The organism is Microbacterium sp. MRS-1, from assembly GCF_000585455.1.
Taxonomy (GTDB): domain Bacteria; phylum Actinomycetota; class Actinomycetes; order Actinomycetales; family Microbacteriaceae; genus Microbacterium; species Microbacterium laevaniformans.
Genome location: NZ_JAUF01000032.1, coordinates 1 through 15,366, shown reverse-complemented (window position 1 = coordinate 15,366; position 15,366 = coordinate 1). Strand labels below are relative to the sequence as shown.

General features: G+C 71.0%; 13 protein-coding genes, 1 pseudogene and 1 other annotated feature. Of the genes and pseudogenes, 9 read left to right on the top strand and 5 right to left on the bottom strand.

Annotated elements, in window-relative coordinates; genetic code table 11:
• Nucleotides 1-546 (top strand): ATP-binding cassette domain-containing protein (locus tag AS96_RS07410; RefSeq protein WP_036287709.1); only part of this gene is annotated, 546 nt, incomplete at its 5' end.
• A gap of 20 nt (nucleotides 547-566) precedes the next feature.
• On the opposite strand, the gene AS96_RS07405 is transcribed toward AS96_RS07410, so the two are convergent.
• Nucleotides 567-1,679: an FAD-dependent oxidoreductase gene (locus tag AS96_RS07405; protein WP_036287706.1), complete on the bottom strand. Its 1,113-nt coding sequence runs from the start codon at nucleotides 1,677-1,679 to the stop codon at nucleotides 567-569.
• A gap of 86 nt (nucleotides 1,680-1,765) precedes the next feature.
• On the opposite strand from AS96_RS07405, the gene AS96_RS07400 reads away from it, so the two are divergent.
• The 4 genes from AS96_RS07400 to guaA are packed head-to-tail and all read left to right on the top strand — an operon-like array spanning nucleotide 1,766 to nucleotide 5,769.
• Nucleotides 1,766-2,887 (top strand): GuaB3 family IMP dehydrogenase-related protein, encoded by a 1,122-nt coding sequence (locus tag AS96_RS07400; protein ID WP_036287715.1) that lies wholly within the window; start codon nucleotides 1,766-1,768, stop codon nucleotides 2,885-2,887.
• Complete coding sequence (locus AS96_RS07395) at nucleotides 2,884-3,708, top strand: SURF1 family protein (RefSeq protein ID WP_036287703.1); 825 nt, start codon at nucleotides 2,884-2,886, stop codon at nucleotides 3,706-3,708. The genes AS96_RS07400 and AS96_RS07395 overlap by 4 nt, the downstream gene beginning before the upstream one ends.
• 10 nt (nucleotides 3,709-3,718) lie before the next feature.
• Nucleotides 3,719-4,189, top strand: coding sequence for a DUF3817 domain-containing protein (locus AS96_RS07390; RefSeq protein ID WP_005050375.1), 471 nt, complete (start codon nucleotides 3,719-3,721; stop codon nucleotides 4,187-4,189).
• Nucleotides 4,186-5,769, top strand: coding sequence for a glutamine-hydrolyzing GMP synthase (gene guaA, locus AS96_RS07385; RefSeq protein WP_036287700.1), 1,584 nt, complete (start codon nucleotides 4,186-4,188; stop codon nucleotides 5,767-5,769). The genes AS96_RS07390 and guaA overlap by 4 nt, the downstream gene beginning before the upstream one ends.
• Nucleotides 5,770-6,075: 306 nt before the next feature.
• Here the strand turns inward: guaA and AS96_RS07380 are convergent, their stop codons facing one another.
• Nucleotides 6,076-6,993 carry a Bax inhibitor-1/YccA family protein gene (locus tag AS96_RS07380; protein ID WP_036287697.1) on the bottom strand — a complete coding sequence of 306 codons (918 nt, stop codon included), beginning with the start codon at nucleotides 6,991-6,993 and terminating at the stop codon, nucleotides 6,076-6,078.
• Between the two features lie 152 nt (nucleotides 6,994-7,145).
• Here AS96_RS07380 and AS96_RS07375 point away from each other — a divergent pair, with 152 nt between their 5' ends.
• The 4 genes from AS96_RS07375 to AS96_RS07360 all read left to right on the top strand — a co-directional run bounded on the left by AS96_RS07375 (nucleotide 7,146) and on the right by AS96_RS07360 (nucleotide 13,480).
• Nucleotides 7,146-8,138 (top strand): glycerophosphodiester phosphodiesterase family protein, encoded by a 993-nt coding sequence (locus tag AS96_RS07375; protein ID WP_036287694.1) that lies wholly within the window; start codon nucleotides 7,146-7,148, stop codon nucleotides 8,136-8,138.
• 76 nt (nucleotides 8,139-8,214) lie between these two features.
• Nucleotides 8,215-9,147 (top strand): ABC transporter ATP-binding protein, encoded by a 933-nt coding sequence (locus AS96_RS07370; RefSeq protein WP_016463520.1) that lies wholly within the window; start codon nucleotides 8,215-8,217, stop codon nucleotides 9,145-9,147.
• On the top strand, nucleotides 9,144-10,229 hold the full coding sequence (locus AS96_RS07365) for an ABC transporter permease (protein WP_036287689.1): 1,086 nt from the start codon (nucleotides 9,144-9,146) through the stop codon (nucleotides 10,227-10,229). Before AS96_RS07370 ends, AS96_RS07365 begins: the two co-directional genes overlap by 4 nt.
• Before the next feature lie 128 nt (nucleotides 10,230-10,357).
• Complete coding sequence (locus tag AS96_RS07360) at nucleotides 10,358-13,480, top strand: S8 family peptidase (protein WP_036287686.1); 3,123 nt, start codon at nucleotides 10,358-10,360, stop codon at nucleotides 13,478-13,480.
• Nucleotides 13,481-13,575: 95 nt separating this feature from the next.
• Here AS96_RS07360 and AS96_RS07355 read toward each other — a convergent pair whose 3' ends face one another.
• The 3 genes and pseudogenes from AS96_RS07355 to AS96_RS07345 all read right to left on the bottom strand — a co-directional run bounded on the left by AS96_RS07355 (nucleotide 13,576) and on the right by AS96_RS07345 (nucleotide 15,315).
• A complete protein-coding gene (locus tag AS96_RS07355) occupies nucleotides 13,576-13,989 on the bottom strand; it encodes a hypothetical protein (protein WP_005050368.1) in 414 nt (137 codons plus the stop codon).
• Nucleotides 13,990-14,183: 194 nt separating this feature from the next.
• A pseudogene (locus tag AS96_RS07350) lies at nucleotides 14,184-14,710 on the bottom strand (transposase); the annotation flags it as partial.
• Nucleotides 14,277-14,411: a sequence feature (AL1L pseudoknot), on the bottom strand. Its footprint overlaps the pseudogene before it by 135 nt.
• Nucleotides 14,711-14,859: 149 nt before the next feature.
• Nucleotides 14,860-15,315, bottom strand: a complete 456-nt coding sequence (locus AS96_RS07345) for a hypothetical protein (RefSeq protein ID WP_231477155.1) — start codon at nucleotides 15,313-15,315, stop codon at nucleotides 14,860-14,862.
• Between the last annotated feature and the right edge of the window lie 51 nt (nucleotides 15,316-15,366).

Below are 15,366 nucleotides of genomic sequence, written 5' to 3'. Positions count from 1 at the left end.
ACCGACCCCGACGCCCTCCTCGGCCACGTCACCGAGGTCGGCGCCGCGCTCGAGCCGGTCGCCCACAGTGGGCGAGCCGTGCTCGGCGCCCGTGTGCGGCCCGGGTGGTTCGCCCAGACGCACCGCCACCCCGAGTACGCCGGACGTTCGCTGCTCGACATCCTCCATCGCGGCGACGACCGCAGAGCCGGGATGCCGAGGGAGGCCGCAAGCTCCGCCCTCGACCGCTACGGCCTGGTCCGTCAGGCCGAGCAGAGCTTCGACACCCTGTCGGGCGGGCAGCAGGCGCGCTTCCAGGTGCTGCTGCTGGAGCTGTCGGGTGCGACGCTGCTGCTGCTGGATGAGCCGACCGACAACCTCGACCTCGTCTCGGCGGAGGCCCTCGAAGAGGCCCTCGGACGATTCGAGGGCACGGTGCTGGCGGTCACGCACGACCGCTGGTTCGCGCGCTCCTTCGACCGCTTTCTGGTCTTCGGCGCCGACGGCCGGGTCGTGGAGTCCGATGAGCCGGTCTGGGATGAGGCGCGGGTGGCGCGGGCGCGATAGCGCCGCACCCGCGCGGCCGCTCACCCGCGCGGCAGGCGGAACGGCTCCGCGGCGCGGGCGTCGGCATCGAGCACCAGATCGGCGAGGGTGGCGCCCACGCCCGGGGCGAACTTGAAGCCCTGCCCCGAGAACCCGGCGCCCACCACGAGCGGTCCGACCCGGTCGAGCACGAACGCCTCGGTCGGCGTCGTCGTGTAGGTGCAGGAGATCGGGACGGCCGTGCCGGCGTCGAGGCCGGGAAACCACTCCCGCACGTAGTCGCGCAGCTCGCGCTGGAGCACCGGGCGGTGCGGTCGCCGGTCGGGATCGATCTCGTCGCCGATGCCGTGGAACCCGACCTTCACGCCCTCGCCCGGCGTCGGCATGCCGTAGACGTTCGCCGGCTGCGAGCCCGGAGCGACGAAGTGGTTGAACGACGGCCACGGGCCCGCGATGGTCGCCGTGAAATGTGCCGGGGTCTCCTCCGTCACCCGCAGCGGCGGCAGAGGGATGCCGAGGTCCGCGAGCAGTCCGGAGGTCCAGGCGCCGACGGTCACGACGACCGCGTCGGCGCGAAGCGTCTCGGCATCCGTCACCACGCGCGCACCGTCGGCATCGGCTGCGACCGCACGCACACGCGTGTTCCACCGCACCTCGCCGCCCCCGCCGACGATGCGGCGCTCGAGCTCGCGCAGGGCCGCCGCCGCCCGGGCGACGCCGGCGTCGGGGGAGAACAGCACGGTGTCCTCGAAGCGCATCCCCGGCCAGCGCCGGCCGGCCGTGGCACCGTCGAGGATCTCCGCCGGGATGCCGCGGGCACCCAGCTCGCCCGCGATCGCCGACAGGTCGCGCGTCGTGGCGCTCCCGAGCGCGATGCCCGAGCCGTGCGAGACGAGGCCGTGCAACCGCAGCAGAGGTTCTCCCTCCACCTCGCCGAGTGCGTCCCAGCCTTCGCGCGCGCGGACGAGCAGATCGAGGTAGTGGGCGTCGCCGTACGCATTGTTGAAGTTGCGGGTCTCGCCGTGCGAGGCGCCCTCGTGGTGGCCGCGGGCGAACCGCTCCAGCACGATCGGGCGCTCGCCGCGGCGCACCAGCTGCCACGCGGTCGCCAACCCCATGACTCCGCCGCCCACGACGATGATGCGTTCCGACATGGCGTCCCTTCTCCCGGTGCTCCCATCCTGCCGTGTGGGCGTCGCGGGGTGAGGGCGGGCACCGCGAGTAGGCTGAGGGGGTGACCATGGAGATCGAGCTCGGCCGCGCCAAGCGCGCCCGCCGTGCCTACGCGTTCGACGACATCGCGGTCGTGCCTTCGCGGCGCACCCGCAACCCCGAAGACGTGTCGACCGCCTGGTCGATCGATGCCTTCGGCTTCGAGATCCCGGTGCTGGGCGCGCCGATGGACTCCGTCATGAGTCCGCGCACCGCCGTCATGCTCGGCCAGCTCGGCGGGCTGGGCGTGCTCGACCTCGAGGGCGTGTGGACCCGCTACGACGACCCCGAGCCGCTGCTCGCCGAGATCGCGTCGCTGCCGGCATCCGAGGCGACGCGCCGCATGCAGGAGCTGTACACCGAGCCGATCAAGCCCGAGCTGGTGCGAGACCGCCTCGCCGAGGTCCGCGAGGCGGGGGTCACGGTCGCCGGATCGCTCACCCCGCAGCGCACGCAGGAGCTGTACGAGACCGTCGTCGCCGCCGGCGTCGACCTCTTCGTCATCCGCGGGACCACGGTGTCGGCCGAGCACGTCTCCAGCGTCGATGCGCCCTTGAACCTGAAGAAGTTCATCTACGACCTCGACGTGCCCGTCATCGTCGGCGGCGCCTCCACCTACACCGCGGCACTGCACCTCATGCGCACCGGAGCGGCCGGTGTGCTCGTCGGCTTCGGCGGGGGAGCGGCCTCGACCACCCGCGCGACCCTCGGCATCCATGCACCGATGGCGACGGCCGTCGCCGATGTCGCCGGCGCGCGCCGCGACTACCTCGACGAGTCGGGCGGCCGCTACGTGCACGTCATCGCCGACGGTGGCGTCGGCACGTCGGGCGACATCGTCAAGGCGCTGGCGATGGGCGCGGATGCCGTCATGCTCGGCGTCGCGCTCGCGCGCGCGACCGATGCGCCCGGCCGCGGGTACCACTGGGGCCCCGAGGCGCACCACCCGAAGCTCCCGCGCGGCAAGCGCGTCGAGGTCGGACAGGTCGCCCCGCTGGAGGAGATCCTCTACGGCCCCGCTCCCGTCGCCGACGGCACCGCGAACCTCATCGGCGCGCTGAAGAAGTCGATGGCCACCACCGGGTACTCCGACCTCAAGGAGTTCCAGCGCGTCGAGGTCGTCGTCGCGCCCTACATGGCAGGTCGATGACCGCGGAGCCGTTCCCGCCGACGCTGCGCGAGGTCATGCTGCGCCCCTGGTGGCTCGGCATGCTCGTGTTCGCCCTCGTCGTCGCGGCGGTGTTCGCCTGGCTCGGCCAGTGGCAGCTGGGCCGCGCCATCGACACCTCGCCGCCGGCGCCCGGCGCCACGGAACAGGTGCGCCCGATCGCCGACGTGACCGCGCCCGGCGCCTACCTGCCCGAGCCGCTCGTCGGTCAGCGTGTCGAGGTCGCCGGATCGTTCGTCCCCGGCGATTTCCTCGTGGTCTCCTCGCGCTTCAACGACGGTCAGCAGGGGTACTGGGTCACCGGGCAGCTGCGCATCGACGCGGCGACCCCCACCTCCCTGGCGGTCGCGGTCGGCTGGAGCGCCGACCGGGCGGTCGCGGATGCCGCGGCATCCACCCTCAACGCCGACCCGGGCGGCGCGCTCACCCTCACGGGGCGGCTCATCGCCGACGAGGGGCCCGTCGCGCCCCCGCGCGGGGCCGCGGACACCGAGATGACGCGGATGTCGCCGGCCGCGCTGCTGAGCTGGTGGCACGACACCGACGAGCTGGCGGTGTACCGTTCCTACCTCGTCGCCGACGCCGGCGAACCCCTCGTCGGCGGGCTCGTCGCGATCGACTCGCCCGCGCCGGCGGAGGGCTCCAGCGTCAACTGGCTGAACATCTTCTACGCCGTCGAGTGGGCCATCTTCGCGGGCTTCGCGTTCTACATGTGGTACCGGCTCGCACGCGACGCGTGGGAGAAGGAGGTCGAGGCGCTGGAGGAGGCGCAGGCCGCCGGAGCGGCCGCCCACGCCGACTAGACTTGACGGCATGCCTCAGCCCAAACTCGCCAGTTTTCCGGCGATCCGCGGGGCGCTCAGGTTCTACCAGATCGCCTCGGTGATCACGGGTGTGATGCTCCTGTCGCTGTGCGCCGAGATGATCGTCAAGTACGCGTTCGGCTACGAGCTGTTCGCGGGCGGCTCCGGGGGAGCGCTGTGGCTCCACCCCGTCGCCCTCGACGGGGGCGCCGACCTCACCGGCGGAGCGATCAACCTCTCCACCGGCATCCTCATCGCGCACGGCTGGTTCTACGTCGTCTACCTCTTCGCGTGCTTCCGCGTCTGGAGCCTCATGCGCTGGGGCTTCGTGCGCTTCATCGTGCTCGCGCTCGGCGGCATCGTGCCGCTGCTGTCGTTCTTCATGGAGGCGCGCGTCGCGCGCGAGGTGCGGGCCTACCTTGCCCAGCGCGAAGCCGACGAATCCTCCGCCCCGATCCCCGCCACGGAAGGCAGCCGGTGACCACCCAGACCGAGACCGCTCAGCGTCCCGTCCTCGTCGTCGACTTCGGAGCCCAGTACGCGCAGCTCATCGCGCGTCGGGTGCGCGAGGCGGGTGTGTACAGCGAGCTCGTGCCGCACACCGTCACCGCGGCCGAGGTCGAGGCCAAGAACCCCGTCGCGATCATCCTCTCCGGCGGTCCGTCGTCGGTCTACGAGCCCGGGGCGCCTTCCCTCGACCCCGACGTGCTGCAGCTCGGCGTGCCGACGCTCGGCATCTGCTACGGCTTCCAGGTGATGGCTCAGCAGCTCGGCGGCGAGGTCGCCAACACGGGCCTGCGCGAGTACGGAGCGACGGATGCCGTCATCGTGAACGACGGCGGCGTGCTCCTCGGCGGGCAGCCGGCCGAGCAGAACGTCTGGATGAGCCACGGCGACCAGGTTGCCACGGCGCCGGCCGGCTTCGAGGTGCTCGCCTCGACGGCCGCGACACCGGTGGCGGCGTTCGGCAACGCCGAGAAGTGCTTCTACGGCGTGCAGTGGCACCCCGAGGTCAAGCACTCCGACTACGGCCAGGACGTCCTGACCAACTTCCTCCACAAGGCGGCCGGCCTTGCGGCCGACTGGAACAGCGGCAACGTCATCGCCGAGCAGGTCGATCGCATCCGCGCACAGGTCGGCACCGGACGCGTGCTGTCCGCGCTGTCGGGCGGGGTGGACTCGGCCGTCTCGACGGCGCTCGTGCACAAGGCCGTCGGCGACCAGCTCGTCGCCGTGTTCGTCGACCACGGGCTGCTGCGCAAGGGCGAGCGCGAACAGGTCGAGAACGACTACGTGGCCTCCACCGGCGTGCGCCTGATCACCGTCGACGCGCGCGACACGTTCCTGAACGCGCTGGCCGGTGTCAGCGACCCCGAGCAGAAGCGAAAGATCATCGGCCGCGAGTTCATCCGCGCCTTCGAGAAGGTGCAGGCCGACCTGGTCGCCGAAGCGGCGGCCGAGGGCGAGCCGATCCGCTTCCTCGTGCAGGGCACCCTCTACCCCGACGTGGTCGAATCCGGCGGCGGAGCCGGCACCGCGAACATCAAGAGCCACCACAACGTCGGCGGCCTGCCGGAGGACCTGCAGTTCGAGCTCGTCGAGCCGCTGCGTACCCTCTTCAAGGACGAGGTGCGCGCCATCGGCCGCGAGCTCGGGCTTCCCGAAGCGATCGTGGGACGTCAGCCCTTTCCGGGGCCCGGCCTCGGCATCCGCATCGTGGGCGAGGTCACCGCTGACCGTCTCGAGATCCTGCGTGACGCCGACGCCATCGCCCGTGAGGAGCTGACGAAGGCGGGCCTCGACGGCGAGATCTGGCAGTGCCCGGTCGTGCTGCTGGCCGATGTACGCTCCGTCGGTGTGCAGGGAGACGGCCGCACCTACGGGCACCCGATCGTGCTGCGCCCCGTCTCCAGCGAAGACGCCATGACCGCCGACTGGACGCGCCTGCCCTACGACGTGCTGTCCAAGATCAGCAACCGCATCACCAACGAGGTCCGCGAGGTCAACCGGGTCGTGCTCGACGTCACGTCGAAGCCCCCGGGGACCATCGAGTGGGAGTGATCTGACCGGATGCCGGGATCGCGGGGACTGCCCCGGGTCCCGGCATCCGTCATTGCGGGGTGCATCGCCGGCCCATGACACCGGGGCGCGATGTTCCGTATTCAGTCTCGGCGGAGTTGCTGCGACACCGCTCCCGGGTGGTGGCGCGGCCGACACCGAGATGCCGCCGCGCGCAGACTGAGTACGGAACGGCCGGGGGCGGGGTCGGGCGCGGGGTCGGGAAGCCGGGCCCGCGGGATGCCGAGGCATGCGAAAGGCCCGCCCGGCGCGAGCCGGACGGGCCTTCGTGCGCGGATGCGTCGCGCGCTAGTTGTTGCCGCGGAGGATCGCGATCATGCGCAGGATCTCGATGTAGAGCCAGACGACCGTCACCATGATGCCGAAGCCGCCGAGCCAGCCGAACTCGCGGGGCGCGCCGTTGCGGACGCCCTGCTGGATCTGGTCGAAGTCCTGCACGAGCGAGTAGGCGGCCATGATGACCACGAGCACACCAATGATCAGGCCGATCGGAATGCCGGCGATCTTCGCGCTGTACAGGCCGAAGGCGCCGGGCGCGATTCCCGTCCACATCAGCACCAGGTTGATGAGACCGAACACCAGGTAGCCGACCATCGCGATCAGGAAGATCTTGTTGGCGCGCGCGCTCGCGCGCACCTTGCCGCTCGCGAACAGGGCGAGGGTCACACCGACGACGGCGAAGGTGGCGATCGTGGCCTGCATGACGATGCCGGGCCAGATGAACTCGAAGTAGGCCGAGATGCCGCCGACGAACAGGCCCTCGAAGGCCGCGTAGCCGAAGATCAGCGCGGGGCGGACCTTCTTGCGCGACGTGAACGAGACGATCATCGCCAGCACGAAGCCGCCGAGCATGCCGAGGATCCACGGCACGATCGTGATCTGCGATGTGCGCGCCACGTCCGTGGGCGAGAAGGCGCCGCCGAGCGTCCACACCCAGCCGATGACGGCCGTGACGAGGAGGATCGCGAACAGGCCCACCGTCTTGGCGACGGTGTCCTCGACGGTCATGCGGCCGGTCTGGTGCGACGCGGCGGCAGGGGCGGCGAACGCGCCCTCGAGCTGGGCGTTCCCCGCGGCATCCGTCACCTGGTGCGACGTCGCGGCGTAGGCGGTCGGGGCGCCGGGCTGCGGTGCGGCAGGCGGCGTGAGGCTGGGGCGTTGCTCTTGGAACGCCGGGTTGTTGAAGGCGAAGTTGCCGGAGGCCATGGTCTCTTTCCACTCCCTAGGGTGCACCGGTCGGGTGCACAGCGAGGTGCTGTGGATAACAGGCTATCGGACGGCTGCGCCGCATCGTCGGGCGCCGGCTGTGCTGCTGCTGTGAACGTGCTCAGACGAGCCTCGATCGGTAGCCTGGGCCCATGCCTCGTGCCCGCCCGCTGGTGATCGGTCACCGTGGTGCCCCCGGATACCGCCCCGAGCACACCCGCTCCTCCTACGAGCTGGCGCTGGCGATGGGAGTGGATGCCGTCGAACCGGATGTCGTCTTCACGAAAGACGCGGTGGCCGTCGTCCGGCACGAGAACGAGATCTCGGGGACGACCGACGTCGCCGACCGCCCCGAGTTCGCGGATCGCCGCACGACCAAGCCGGTCGACGGCGTGCCGCAGACGGGCTGGTTCACGGAGGACTTCACCTGGGCGGAGCTGTCGACGCTGCGCTGTCGCGAACGGCTGCCGCACCTGCGCCCCGGCAGCGCGGCCTTCGACGACACGGAGCCGCCGCTGCGCCTGCGCGACCTGCTCGATCTCGTCGCGGCGGCCTCACATCAGCAGGGGCGCGACATCGGCATCGTCCTGGAGATCAAGCACGCCACCTACTTCGGGTCGCGGGGGTTCGATGTCGCGGCGCTCATCGCCGCGGAACTGCGCGCCGCGGGGTGGGCGGAGGGAGCGCGCTCGCTGTTCGTGGAGTCGTTCGAGCTCGCCGTGCTGCGCGAGCTGCGTGCCCGCGGCATCCGCGGGACATACGTCTACCTCGTCGAGGCCGACGGCGCGCCGTTCGATCTCGTCGCGGCCCACGGCGCGGCGGCAACGCCGTATCGCGACCAGGTCAGCGCCGACGGGCTGGCGCGGCTGGCGGACGAGGTGGACGGCATCAGCGTCGACAAGGCGATGCTGCTGAGTCCGGCGCTGCGGGGGGCCGAGCTGGTCGCCGACGCCCACGCGGAGGGGCTCGCGGTGTTTACGTGGACGTGTCGTCCCGAGAACGCGTTCCTGACGCCCGCCTTCCGCCGCGGAGGCGACGACGCTGCCTTCGGCGATTACGCCGCCGAGTGGGGCGTGATTCGGGATGCCGGCCTCGACGGCGTCTTCGTCGATCACGCCGACCTCGGGGTGGCGTTCTTCCGCTGACCAGCCCTCACCACGGCCGCTGAGTGTTCACCGTGCGCTTCGCAGCCCCGGCACAGCTCTCGCATAGGGTGAGGGCATGACCCTCCCCGGCATCGTCGTCACCGGAGTGCGCCGCTCGTTCGGACACGTGCATGCCGTGCGCGATGTCTCGTTGGAGGCGCGGGCGGGCGCCGTCACCGGCCTCGTCGGACCGAACGGCTCGGGCAAGACCACGCTCATGCTCATGCTGGCCTCGCTCCTCGCCCCCGACGCGGGCACCATCCGCATCGGCGGCGTCGACCCCCTCGCCGAGCCCGCCGCCGCCCGCGCGCTGCTCGGCTGGATGCCCGACGCCCTCGGCGCATGGCCGACCCTCACCGCCCGCGAGACGCTCGTCATGACCGGCCGCCTCTACGGCTTGGATGCCGAGGCCGCCCGGGCGGGCGCCGCACGGCTGCTCGACGAGGTGGGGCTCGGGACGCTGTCCGATGCGCCGGCACGCGTGCTGTCGCGGGGACAGAAGCAGCGCCTCGGTCTCGCGCGCGCCCTCGTGCACGATCCCCGCGTACTGCTGCTGGATGAGCCGGCCTCGGGCCTGGATCCGCAGGCGCGCATCGACCTGCGCGTGCTGCTGCGCCGCCTCGCCGCACAGGGGCGCACCATCCTCATCTCCAGCCACATCCTCTCCGAGCTCGAGGAAGTCGTCGACGAGGCGGTGTTCCTCGTCGACGGCACCACGGTGAGCAGTGAGCGGGTCGCGGCGGCGGCGACACGCCTGCGGACGTGGCGCATCCGCCTCGCCGACCGTGATGCGACGGCGGCGGCGCTGCCGGTCGCCCAGACACTGGGCCTGGACGCCGCCCTCGTCCCGATCGATCGGCGCGACCTGCTGGTCTCGTTCGCGAGCGATGACGACGCGGCATCCGCTCTCGCCGCCCTCGTCGGGGCCGGCCTGCCGGTCGCGGAGTTCGCGGCGGCGACGGGACTTCTGGAACACACGTTCCTCGACCTCGGGGGAGAACGCTCATGAACGCCGCGCGTCTGTGGACGATCGCCCGCCTCGAGCTGCTCCAGCGGGTGCGCACCGTGTCGTGGTACGTGCTGCTCGGCGTCTTCGCGCTGCTGCTCGTCGGCGTGACCGCTCTGGCCTACCTGGCCTATGGCGGCTGGGGGCAGAGCGGCCCCGGTATCTACTCCGTCGTCGTCTGCGTCACGCTGCTGCTCGTGCTGCTGGTCTCACCCACCCTCAGCGGCAACAGCATCAACGGCGACCGGGATGCCGCGACACTCGCACCCGTGCAGGTGACGCTCGTGACGACGGGGGAGATCCTCCTCGGCAAGTTCGTCGCCGGCTGGATCACCGGACTGGCCTTCGCCGCCGTGGCGGCGCCGTTCCTGGTGATCGCCACCTTCGCGGGCGGCGTCGATCCGCTCACCGTGGTCATCTCGCTCGTCGTGCTCGTGGTCGAGACCGGTGTCGTCGCCGCGATCGGCGTGGCGCTGTCGGGCCTGCTCGCGCGTCCGCTGTTCTCGGTCGCCACGACCTACCTCGTCGTCGCGGCGCTCACCGTCGGAACGCCGCTGGGTTTCGGGCTGATCGGCGCCGCGGTCTCCAGCGAAGGCACCTCGATCACCCGCTCCTACGAATCCGGTCCCGATGGGGCGCCGCTGTGCCAGGACGGTGCCCGCTTCTGCGGCGATGCGCCGGAGAAGTTCGTCTGCAGCGAGTGGCAGACCGGCACCTACCGGGCGCCGCGCTTCGACTACGTGTGGTGGCTGCTGTCGGCCAACCCCTTCGTGATCCTCGGCGACGCCACGCCCACCCGGTTCAGCGAGTACGGCTACCCCGACGACCTCTTCGGCTCGCTGAAGCTGTCGGTTCGTTCGGCGCAGCTGCCTCCGTCGCTCGAGCAGCGCTGGGACGACTGCGCGCCGGGAGCGCACCTCGACTCGACGCAGCCCACCCCGCGCGAGATCATCGACGAGACCGTCCCGAGCTGGTTCGTGGGCCTCGCCGTCCAGGTGCTGCTGGCGGGCCTGCTGCTGTGGGGCGCCTGGGCGCGAACCCGCACGCCGGCGCGTTCGCTGCCCCCGGGAACACGCATCGCATAGACCTTCGGATGAACTCGGATGAGGATCCTCTCATCCGCCTTTCGCCTCGTGCAGGGGATGCATAGCCTCCATACAGCCACGTCCTACCCCGACGTGGCACACCCCCCTGCACGAAAGGCGGTCTTCCCTTGCAACCACCACGGCAACGACGCATCCTCGCCACGGCAGGTGCGATAGCACTGCTGCTTCCCTCCACGGGCGCGTTCGCCGCGACCCCCGACGATGCAGACCCGTCGTCGCGGTTCCTCGCCGCGGCATCCGCCGGAAAGATCTCGACGTCGTTCACCTCGGCGGCCATCGACGCCGACGGACTCGTGAGCGTCGTGGTCGAGATGACGGGCGACCCGGTCGCCGTCGTCGAAGCCGAGCAGGGCCGCGAACTCAGTGAGGGCGAGCGGGGAGACGTGAAGAGTCGCCTCAAGGATGCGCAGGAGCCGGTGACCTCGGCGATCGAGGACAAGGGCGGCTCGGTGCAGGCGGAGATGCAGTCGGCCTACAACGGTGTGCAGGCGAAGGTGCCGGCGGCCGAGCTCGACGCGATCGCCGCGCTGCCGAACGTCGTCGCCATCCACCCCGTGCGCAAGTACACCGTCGACAACGCGGTCTCGGTGCCCTTCCTCGGCGTTCCGCAGGTGTGGGAGAGCACCGGTTACACGGGACAGAACGTCAAGGTCGCCATCATCGACACCGGCATCGATTACACCCACGCCACCTTCGGCGGACCGGGCACCGTGGCGGCGTTCGATGCGGCGAAGGCGAGTTCCGCCCAGCCCGCCGACCCGACGATGTACGGCCCCGACGCTCCGCGCATCAAGGGCGGCATCGATCTCGTCGGCGACGACTACAACGCCGACCCGAACAGCGCCTCCTACCAGCCGGTCCCGCACCCCGACGACAACCCGCTCGACTGCAACGGCCACGGCTCGCACGTCGCCGGCACCGCGGGCGGTTCGGGTGTGCTCGCCGACGGCACCACCTACCGCGGTCCGTACGACTCCACGACCCCCTCGAAGCAGTTCCGCGTCGGCCCGGGCGTCGCCCCGCAGGTCGACCTGTACGCCGTGCGCGTCTTCGGGTGCGAAGGATCGACCGATGTGGTCGTGCCCGCCCTGGACTGGGCCGTCGATCACGGCATGGACGTCGTGAACATGTCGCTCGGCTCGTCGTTCGGACGCGCCGACGACCCGGATGCCGTGGCCGCCGCCAACGCGGTCGGTGCCGGCGTCGTCGTGGTCGCCTCGTCCGGCAACGCGGGCCACAACCCGTACCTCACCGGCTCGCCGGGAACCGGCGACGGTGTGATCTCCGTGTCGGCCGTCGACAGCGCCGAGGGGTTCCCGGGCGCGACGATCACGGTCGGCGGCACCCCCGTCGAGGCGATCAACGCGAACGGCGCCTCCCTCGACGGGATCGGCGATCTGACGGTCGTGCGCCTCGCCGGCGACAACGCGCTCGGATGCTCGCCGGCGGCGTTCACCGCCGCGGGTGTCGTGCCCGGCGGCAACCAGATCGCGGTCGTCGACCGCGGATCGTGCGCCCGTGTCGCCAAGGCCATCTACGGCCAGCAGGCGGGAGCGGCTGCGGTGGTCATGGTGAACAGCACCGATGACCTGCCCCCGTTCGAAGGCGTCGTGACGGCCAACGCCGACACCGGTGAGCCGTTCAACCTGACGATCCCGTTCCTCGGGGTGCGCTCGTCGAGCGGTCCCGCGTTCGTCGCCGGCGCCACGGCCAGCCTCGTCGCCACGCAGATCGCCAACCCGGGCTTCCGCGGCTACGCGTCGTTCAGCTCGTCGGGTCCGCGCTCGGGCGACAGTGCCATCAGCCCGGACGTCGCCGCCCCCGGCGTCTCGATTTCGTCCGCCGCGGTCGGCTCGGGCAACGGTGCGGCGATCCTGTCGGGCACGTCGATGGCCGCCCCGCACGTGGCGGGTGTGGCGGCGCTGTCCGCCGAGGCGCACCCATCGTGGACGGCTCCGCAGATCGCGGCATCCGTGGTGTCCACCGCCGACCCCGACAAGGTCGCCGGTCAGAGCCTGACGCTCGGCGGCGTGGGTCTCGTCGACGCTGCGCAGGCGGTGGCGACGACGGTGACGGCGACGGGCGACGCGTTCCGCACCGAGAGTGGCTGGGCGCGCGAGTCGGCGCTCAGCTTCGGCTTCCAGGAGTCGCCGCTCGGCTTCGGTGGCGTGAAGACCGTGACGGTGCGCAACGACGGGCCGACCGCGGTGCGCTACGACGTCTCGACGACCCCGTCGGCGCAGTCGAAGAAGGCACGCATCCTGCTCTCGAACCGCTCGATCACCGTCCCGGCGCATGGCTCGGCGAAGGTGCTGGTGATCGTCGCGGCCGCCGCGAAGGACGTGCCCAGCTCGGTCGGCGCCGACGACCAGTTCGCGTTCTCCGAGATCTCCGGTGACATCGTGCTCACGTCGTCCGACTCCACGCTGCGCGTGCCCTACCTGCTCGTGCCCCGCGCCGACAGCACGGTGCGCGCGACGATGAACGGCCCGTGGTTCAGCGGCAAGCAGAAGGTCGCCGACGGCACCAAGAAGCTGACGCTGCGCAACCTCGCCGGCGCCCTGCCGGCCGGTGCCGACGTGTACACGTGGGGCCTGTCCGACCCGCAGGACGCCAGCAAGACCTTGGCCGACACCGGGTACGACATCCGCGCGGTCGGGGTGCAGTCCTTCCCCGATGGCGACGACACGCTGATGGTGTTCGCGATGAACATGCACCACCGCTGGTCGAACGCGGCCGCGAACGAGTACGACATCGTGATCGACAGTGATCGCGACGGCACCCCCGACTGGATCGTCTTGTCGGCCGACTCGGGCGGGGTCCGCAACGGCGACACCAATGGTCTGTCCGAGGTGTTCATCGTCAACGCCAAGACGAAGGAGACGGCCGCCGCGGGCTTCCTCACGCAGGCGCCGACCGACAGCAGCACACTGCTGATGCCGGTGCGGGCGAGCGATCTGGGCATCACGGGGGCGTTCTCGTACACGGCCCAGACCTTCGCGTCCAACGACGCGTCGGACGCGGTGGACGGGTGGGCGACGTATGACCCGACCGCGCCGGCGATCACCAACGGTCAGTTCGTCACGGTGCCGCAGCGCGGTTCGGCGAGCGTCGAGGTCGGCTTCAACGCGAAGCAGATCGAGGCGCAGAAGCCGCTCGGCTCGATGGTGGTCGTGATGGACAACGCGTCCGGCGCCGATGAGGCGCTGCTGCTGCCGCTGAAGAAGTAGCCCCGGCGAGACGGAGGAGGGGGGTGGATGCCGCGGCATCCACCCCCCTCCTCCTGTGTTTGCGCTGTCGCGTCGTCGCGTGTGCTGTCGCGAGGTCAGGCGCAGAGCCTGGGCTCGGCGCCCTGACCGAACCGGTAGTCGTAGGTCTTGCCATCGACCGACACGACGACGCGCATGCCGTCGATCTGCGCTTGCGTGTAGGACTGACCCGGAGACGGGCAGCCGAGCGAGCCGTCGTTGAACGTCACCGCTTCGGAGGACACGAGCGCGGGGGTGCCCGTCACGCCCCGCTTCGTGAGGTCGGCGACGAGGGCGTCCCAGCGGCTCTGGGGTACGGCGATCGCGGGACCGGACGGACCGACCGGGCCGGGCGTCGTCGTCTGCAGCGGCGGGCGCGTCGACGGGGAGACGCCCGGCAGCTCCGCAGCGGGATCGGTGCCGCCGGAGCTGCACGAGGTGAGCGCGAGCGCCGCCAGGGCGATCACGGTCAGGATCGGGGTTCTGCGCATGGGGGCCTCCTCGCGCCGACGGATGCGGTGTGCCGGATGAAGTGAGGGTACGACCTGCGCCTGCGAATGCGCGGAGAGAACGGGGAAGTCCTGCGTCGACGCGACGGCGGGAGTCGAAACTGGGGTTGCGCTGATTTCGGCGCTGCGGGAAAAGCGCGGAATCCCGCAGGCTGGGCGTTCCGGCCGCGCGACCCGCGCGAGTGCGTCGTCCAGCTGATGTTCGCCGGCGCCACGGCCTGATCAGAGCGGGCCGAGGGCGTGCGGGTCTTGGCCGCGTAGTAGCTGCTCGGAGCCACCTGCAGCAGCCTGCAGATGTGCTCGACTCCGAGCCGGCGACCGTCGATGAGGTCGTCCTTGTTCGCGTCGATGAACGCGACTACTTCCGGTAGTGGCGGTCGAGCTCCGCCCCGAAGAAAGACGCCGCCCGCTTCAGCACCTCGTTGGCCCGCCGCAACTCCCGGACTTCCTGCTCGAGCGCACGCACCCGCTGCGCCTCCGCCGAGCTCACACCCGGCGTGACGCCATCGTCGACGTCGGCCTGCTTCTCCCACATTCGCACGGACTCGACCCCGTATCCGAGCTGCGTCGCGACCCGCTGCACCGTCCCCTGCGTGCCCCTGAGCTCCGCGCGCAACGTCCTCACCATCCGCACCGCGGCGGCCTTCTCCTCGACCGAGTACCGACGCGTCGTCGGCTTCCCATTCGCCAGTTCCTTCGGCATAACCCCATCCTCGTTTCCAAGGTCAGGAGCCTCCAACAAACTCAGGGCGCTTCAGGCCTCGGCACCCGCACCGTGCGTGCGGCCGCATAGCCGGCAGCTCCCGGCGTAGCGCAGCTTCATGCGTTTGTCGTCGGGGCCGAGTTCCAGCGTCACGTGCCCGCTCCGAGCGTCGGTCCCGGGCGCCCGTCTGACCGGCGCCGAAGCTGCAGTTCAGCTTCCTCGATCCATTCGCGGGCGAGGGAGGCGTAGCGGCGACGGTCCTTCTGGTTGAGTCCGGCGAGTTTGGGGAGGAGTTCGAATGTCGTGCGCATGTGCCCGGGAATGTCATCGACAGGTCCGCCGGTGGATGACAGGAGAACCTCGATCACGCCCGCGGCGGTGCCGCCGCTGTCGATCAGGGCGACGAGCTCGCGGGCATCCTTCCTGCCCTTCTCCGTCGCGTGCCGGTCGAGCAGTGCGGCGATCTTCGTGGCGATGTGCGCGTCGAGCGTCAGCATCAGCCAGCCCTCGACCTTGAGGTCGGGGTCGACGTACCGGGTGAGTGCACCGACGTCGAGGAGCAGTTTGGTCCCGAGCTTGGACTCGTAGGGGATGTCCCGCGTCAAGTAGTTGGCAGGATTTCTTCTGTTTCAAAGGTGGGGGTGGTGGGGTCGGCC

Bases quoted from the DNA above. Each gene is read 5' to 3' on its own strand.
- AS96_RS07405 (WP_036287706.1), bottom strand. From the start codon at position 1,679: ATGTCGGAACGCATCATCGTCGTGGGCGGCGGAGTCATGGGGTTGGCG.
- AS96_RS07380 (WP_036287697.1), bottom strand. From the start codon at position 6,993: ATGGCCTCCGGCAACTTCGCCTTCAACAACCCGGCGTTCCAAGAGCAA.
- AS96_RS07375 (WP_036287694.1), top strand. From the start codon at position 7,146: ATGCCTCGTGCCCGCCCGCTGGTGATCGGTCACCGTGGTGCCCCCGGA.
- AS96_RS07370 (WP_016463520.1), top strand. From the start codon at position 8,215: ATGACCCTCCCCGGCATCGTCGTCACCGGAGTGCGCCGCTCGTTCGGA.
- AS96_RS07390 (WP_005050375.1), top strand. From the start codon at position 3,719: ATGCCTCAGCCCAAACTCGCCAGTTTTCCGGCGATCCGCGGGGCGCTC.
- AS96_RS07365 (WP_036287689.1), top strand. From the start codon at position 9,144: ATGAACGCCGCGCGTCTGTGGACGATCGCCCGCCTCGAGCTGCTCCAG.
- AS96_RS07355 (WP_005050368.1), bottom strand. From the start codon at position 13,989: ATGCGCAGAACCCCGATCCTGACCGTGATCGCCCTGGCGGCGCTCGCG.
- AS96_RS07395 (WP_036287703.1), top strand. From the start codon at position 2,884: ATGACCGCGGAGCCGTTCCCGCCGACGCTGCGCGAGGTCATGCTGCGC.
- AS96_RS07400 (WP_036287715.1), top strand. From the start codon at position 1,766: ATGGAGATCGAGCTCGGCCGCGCCAAGCGCGCCCGCCGTGCCTACGCG.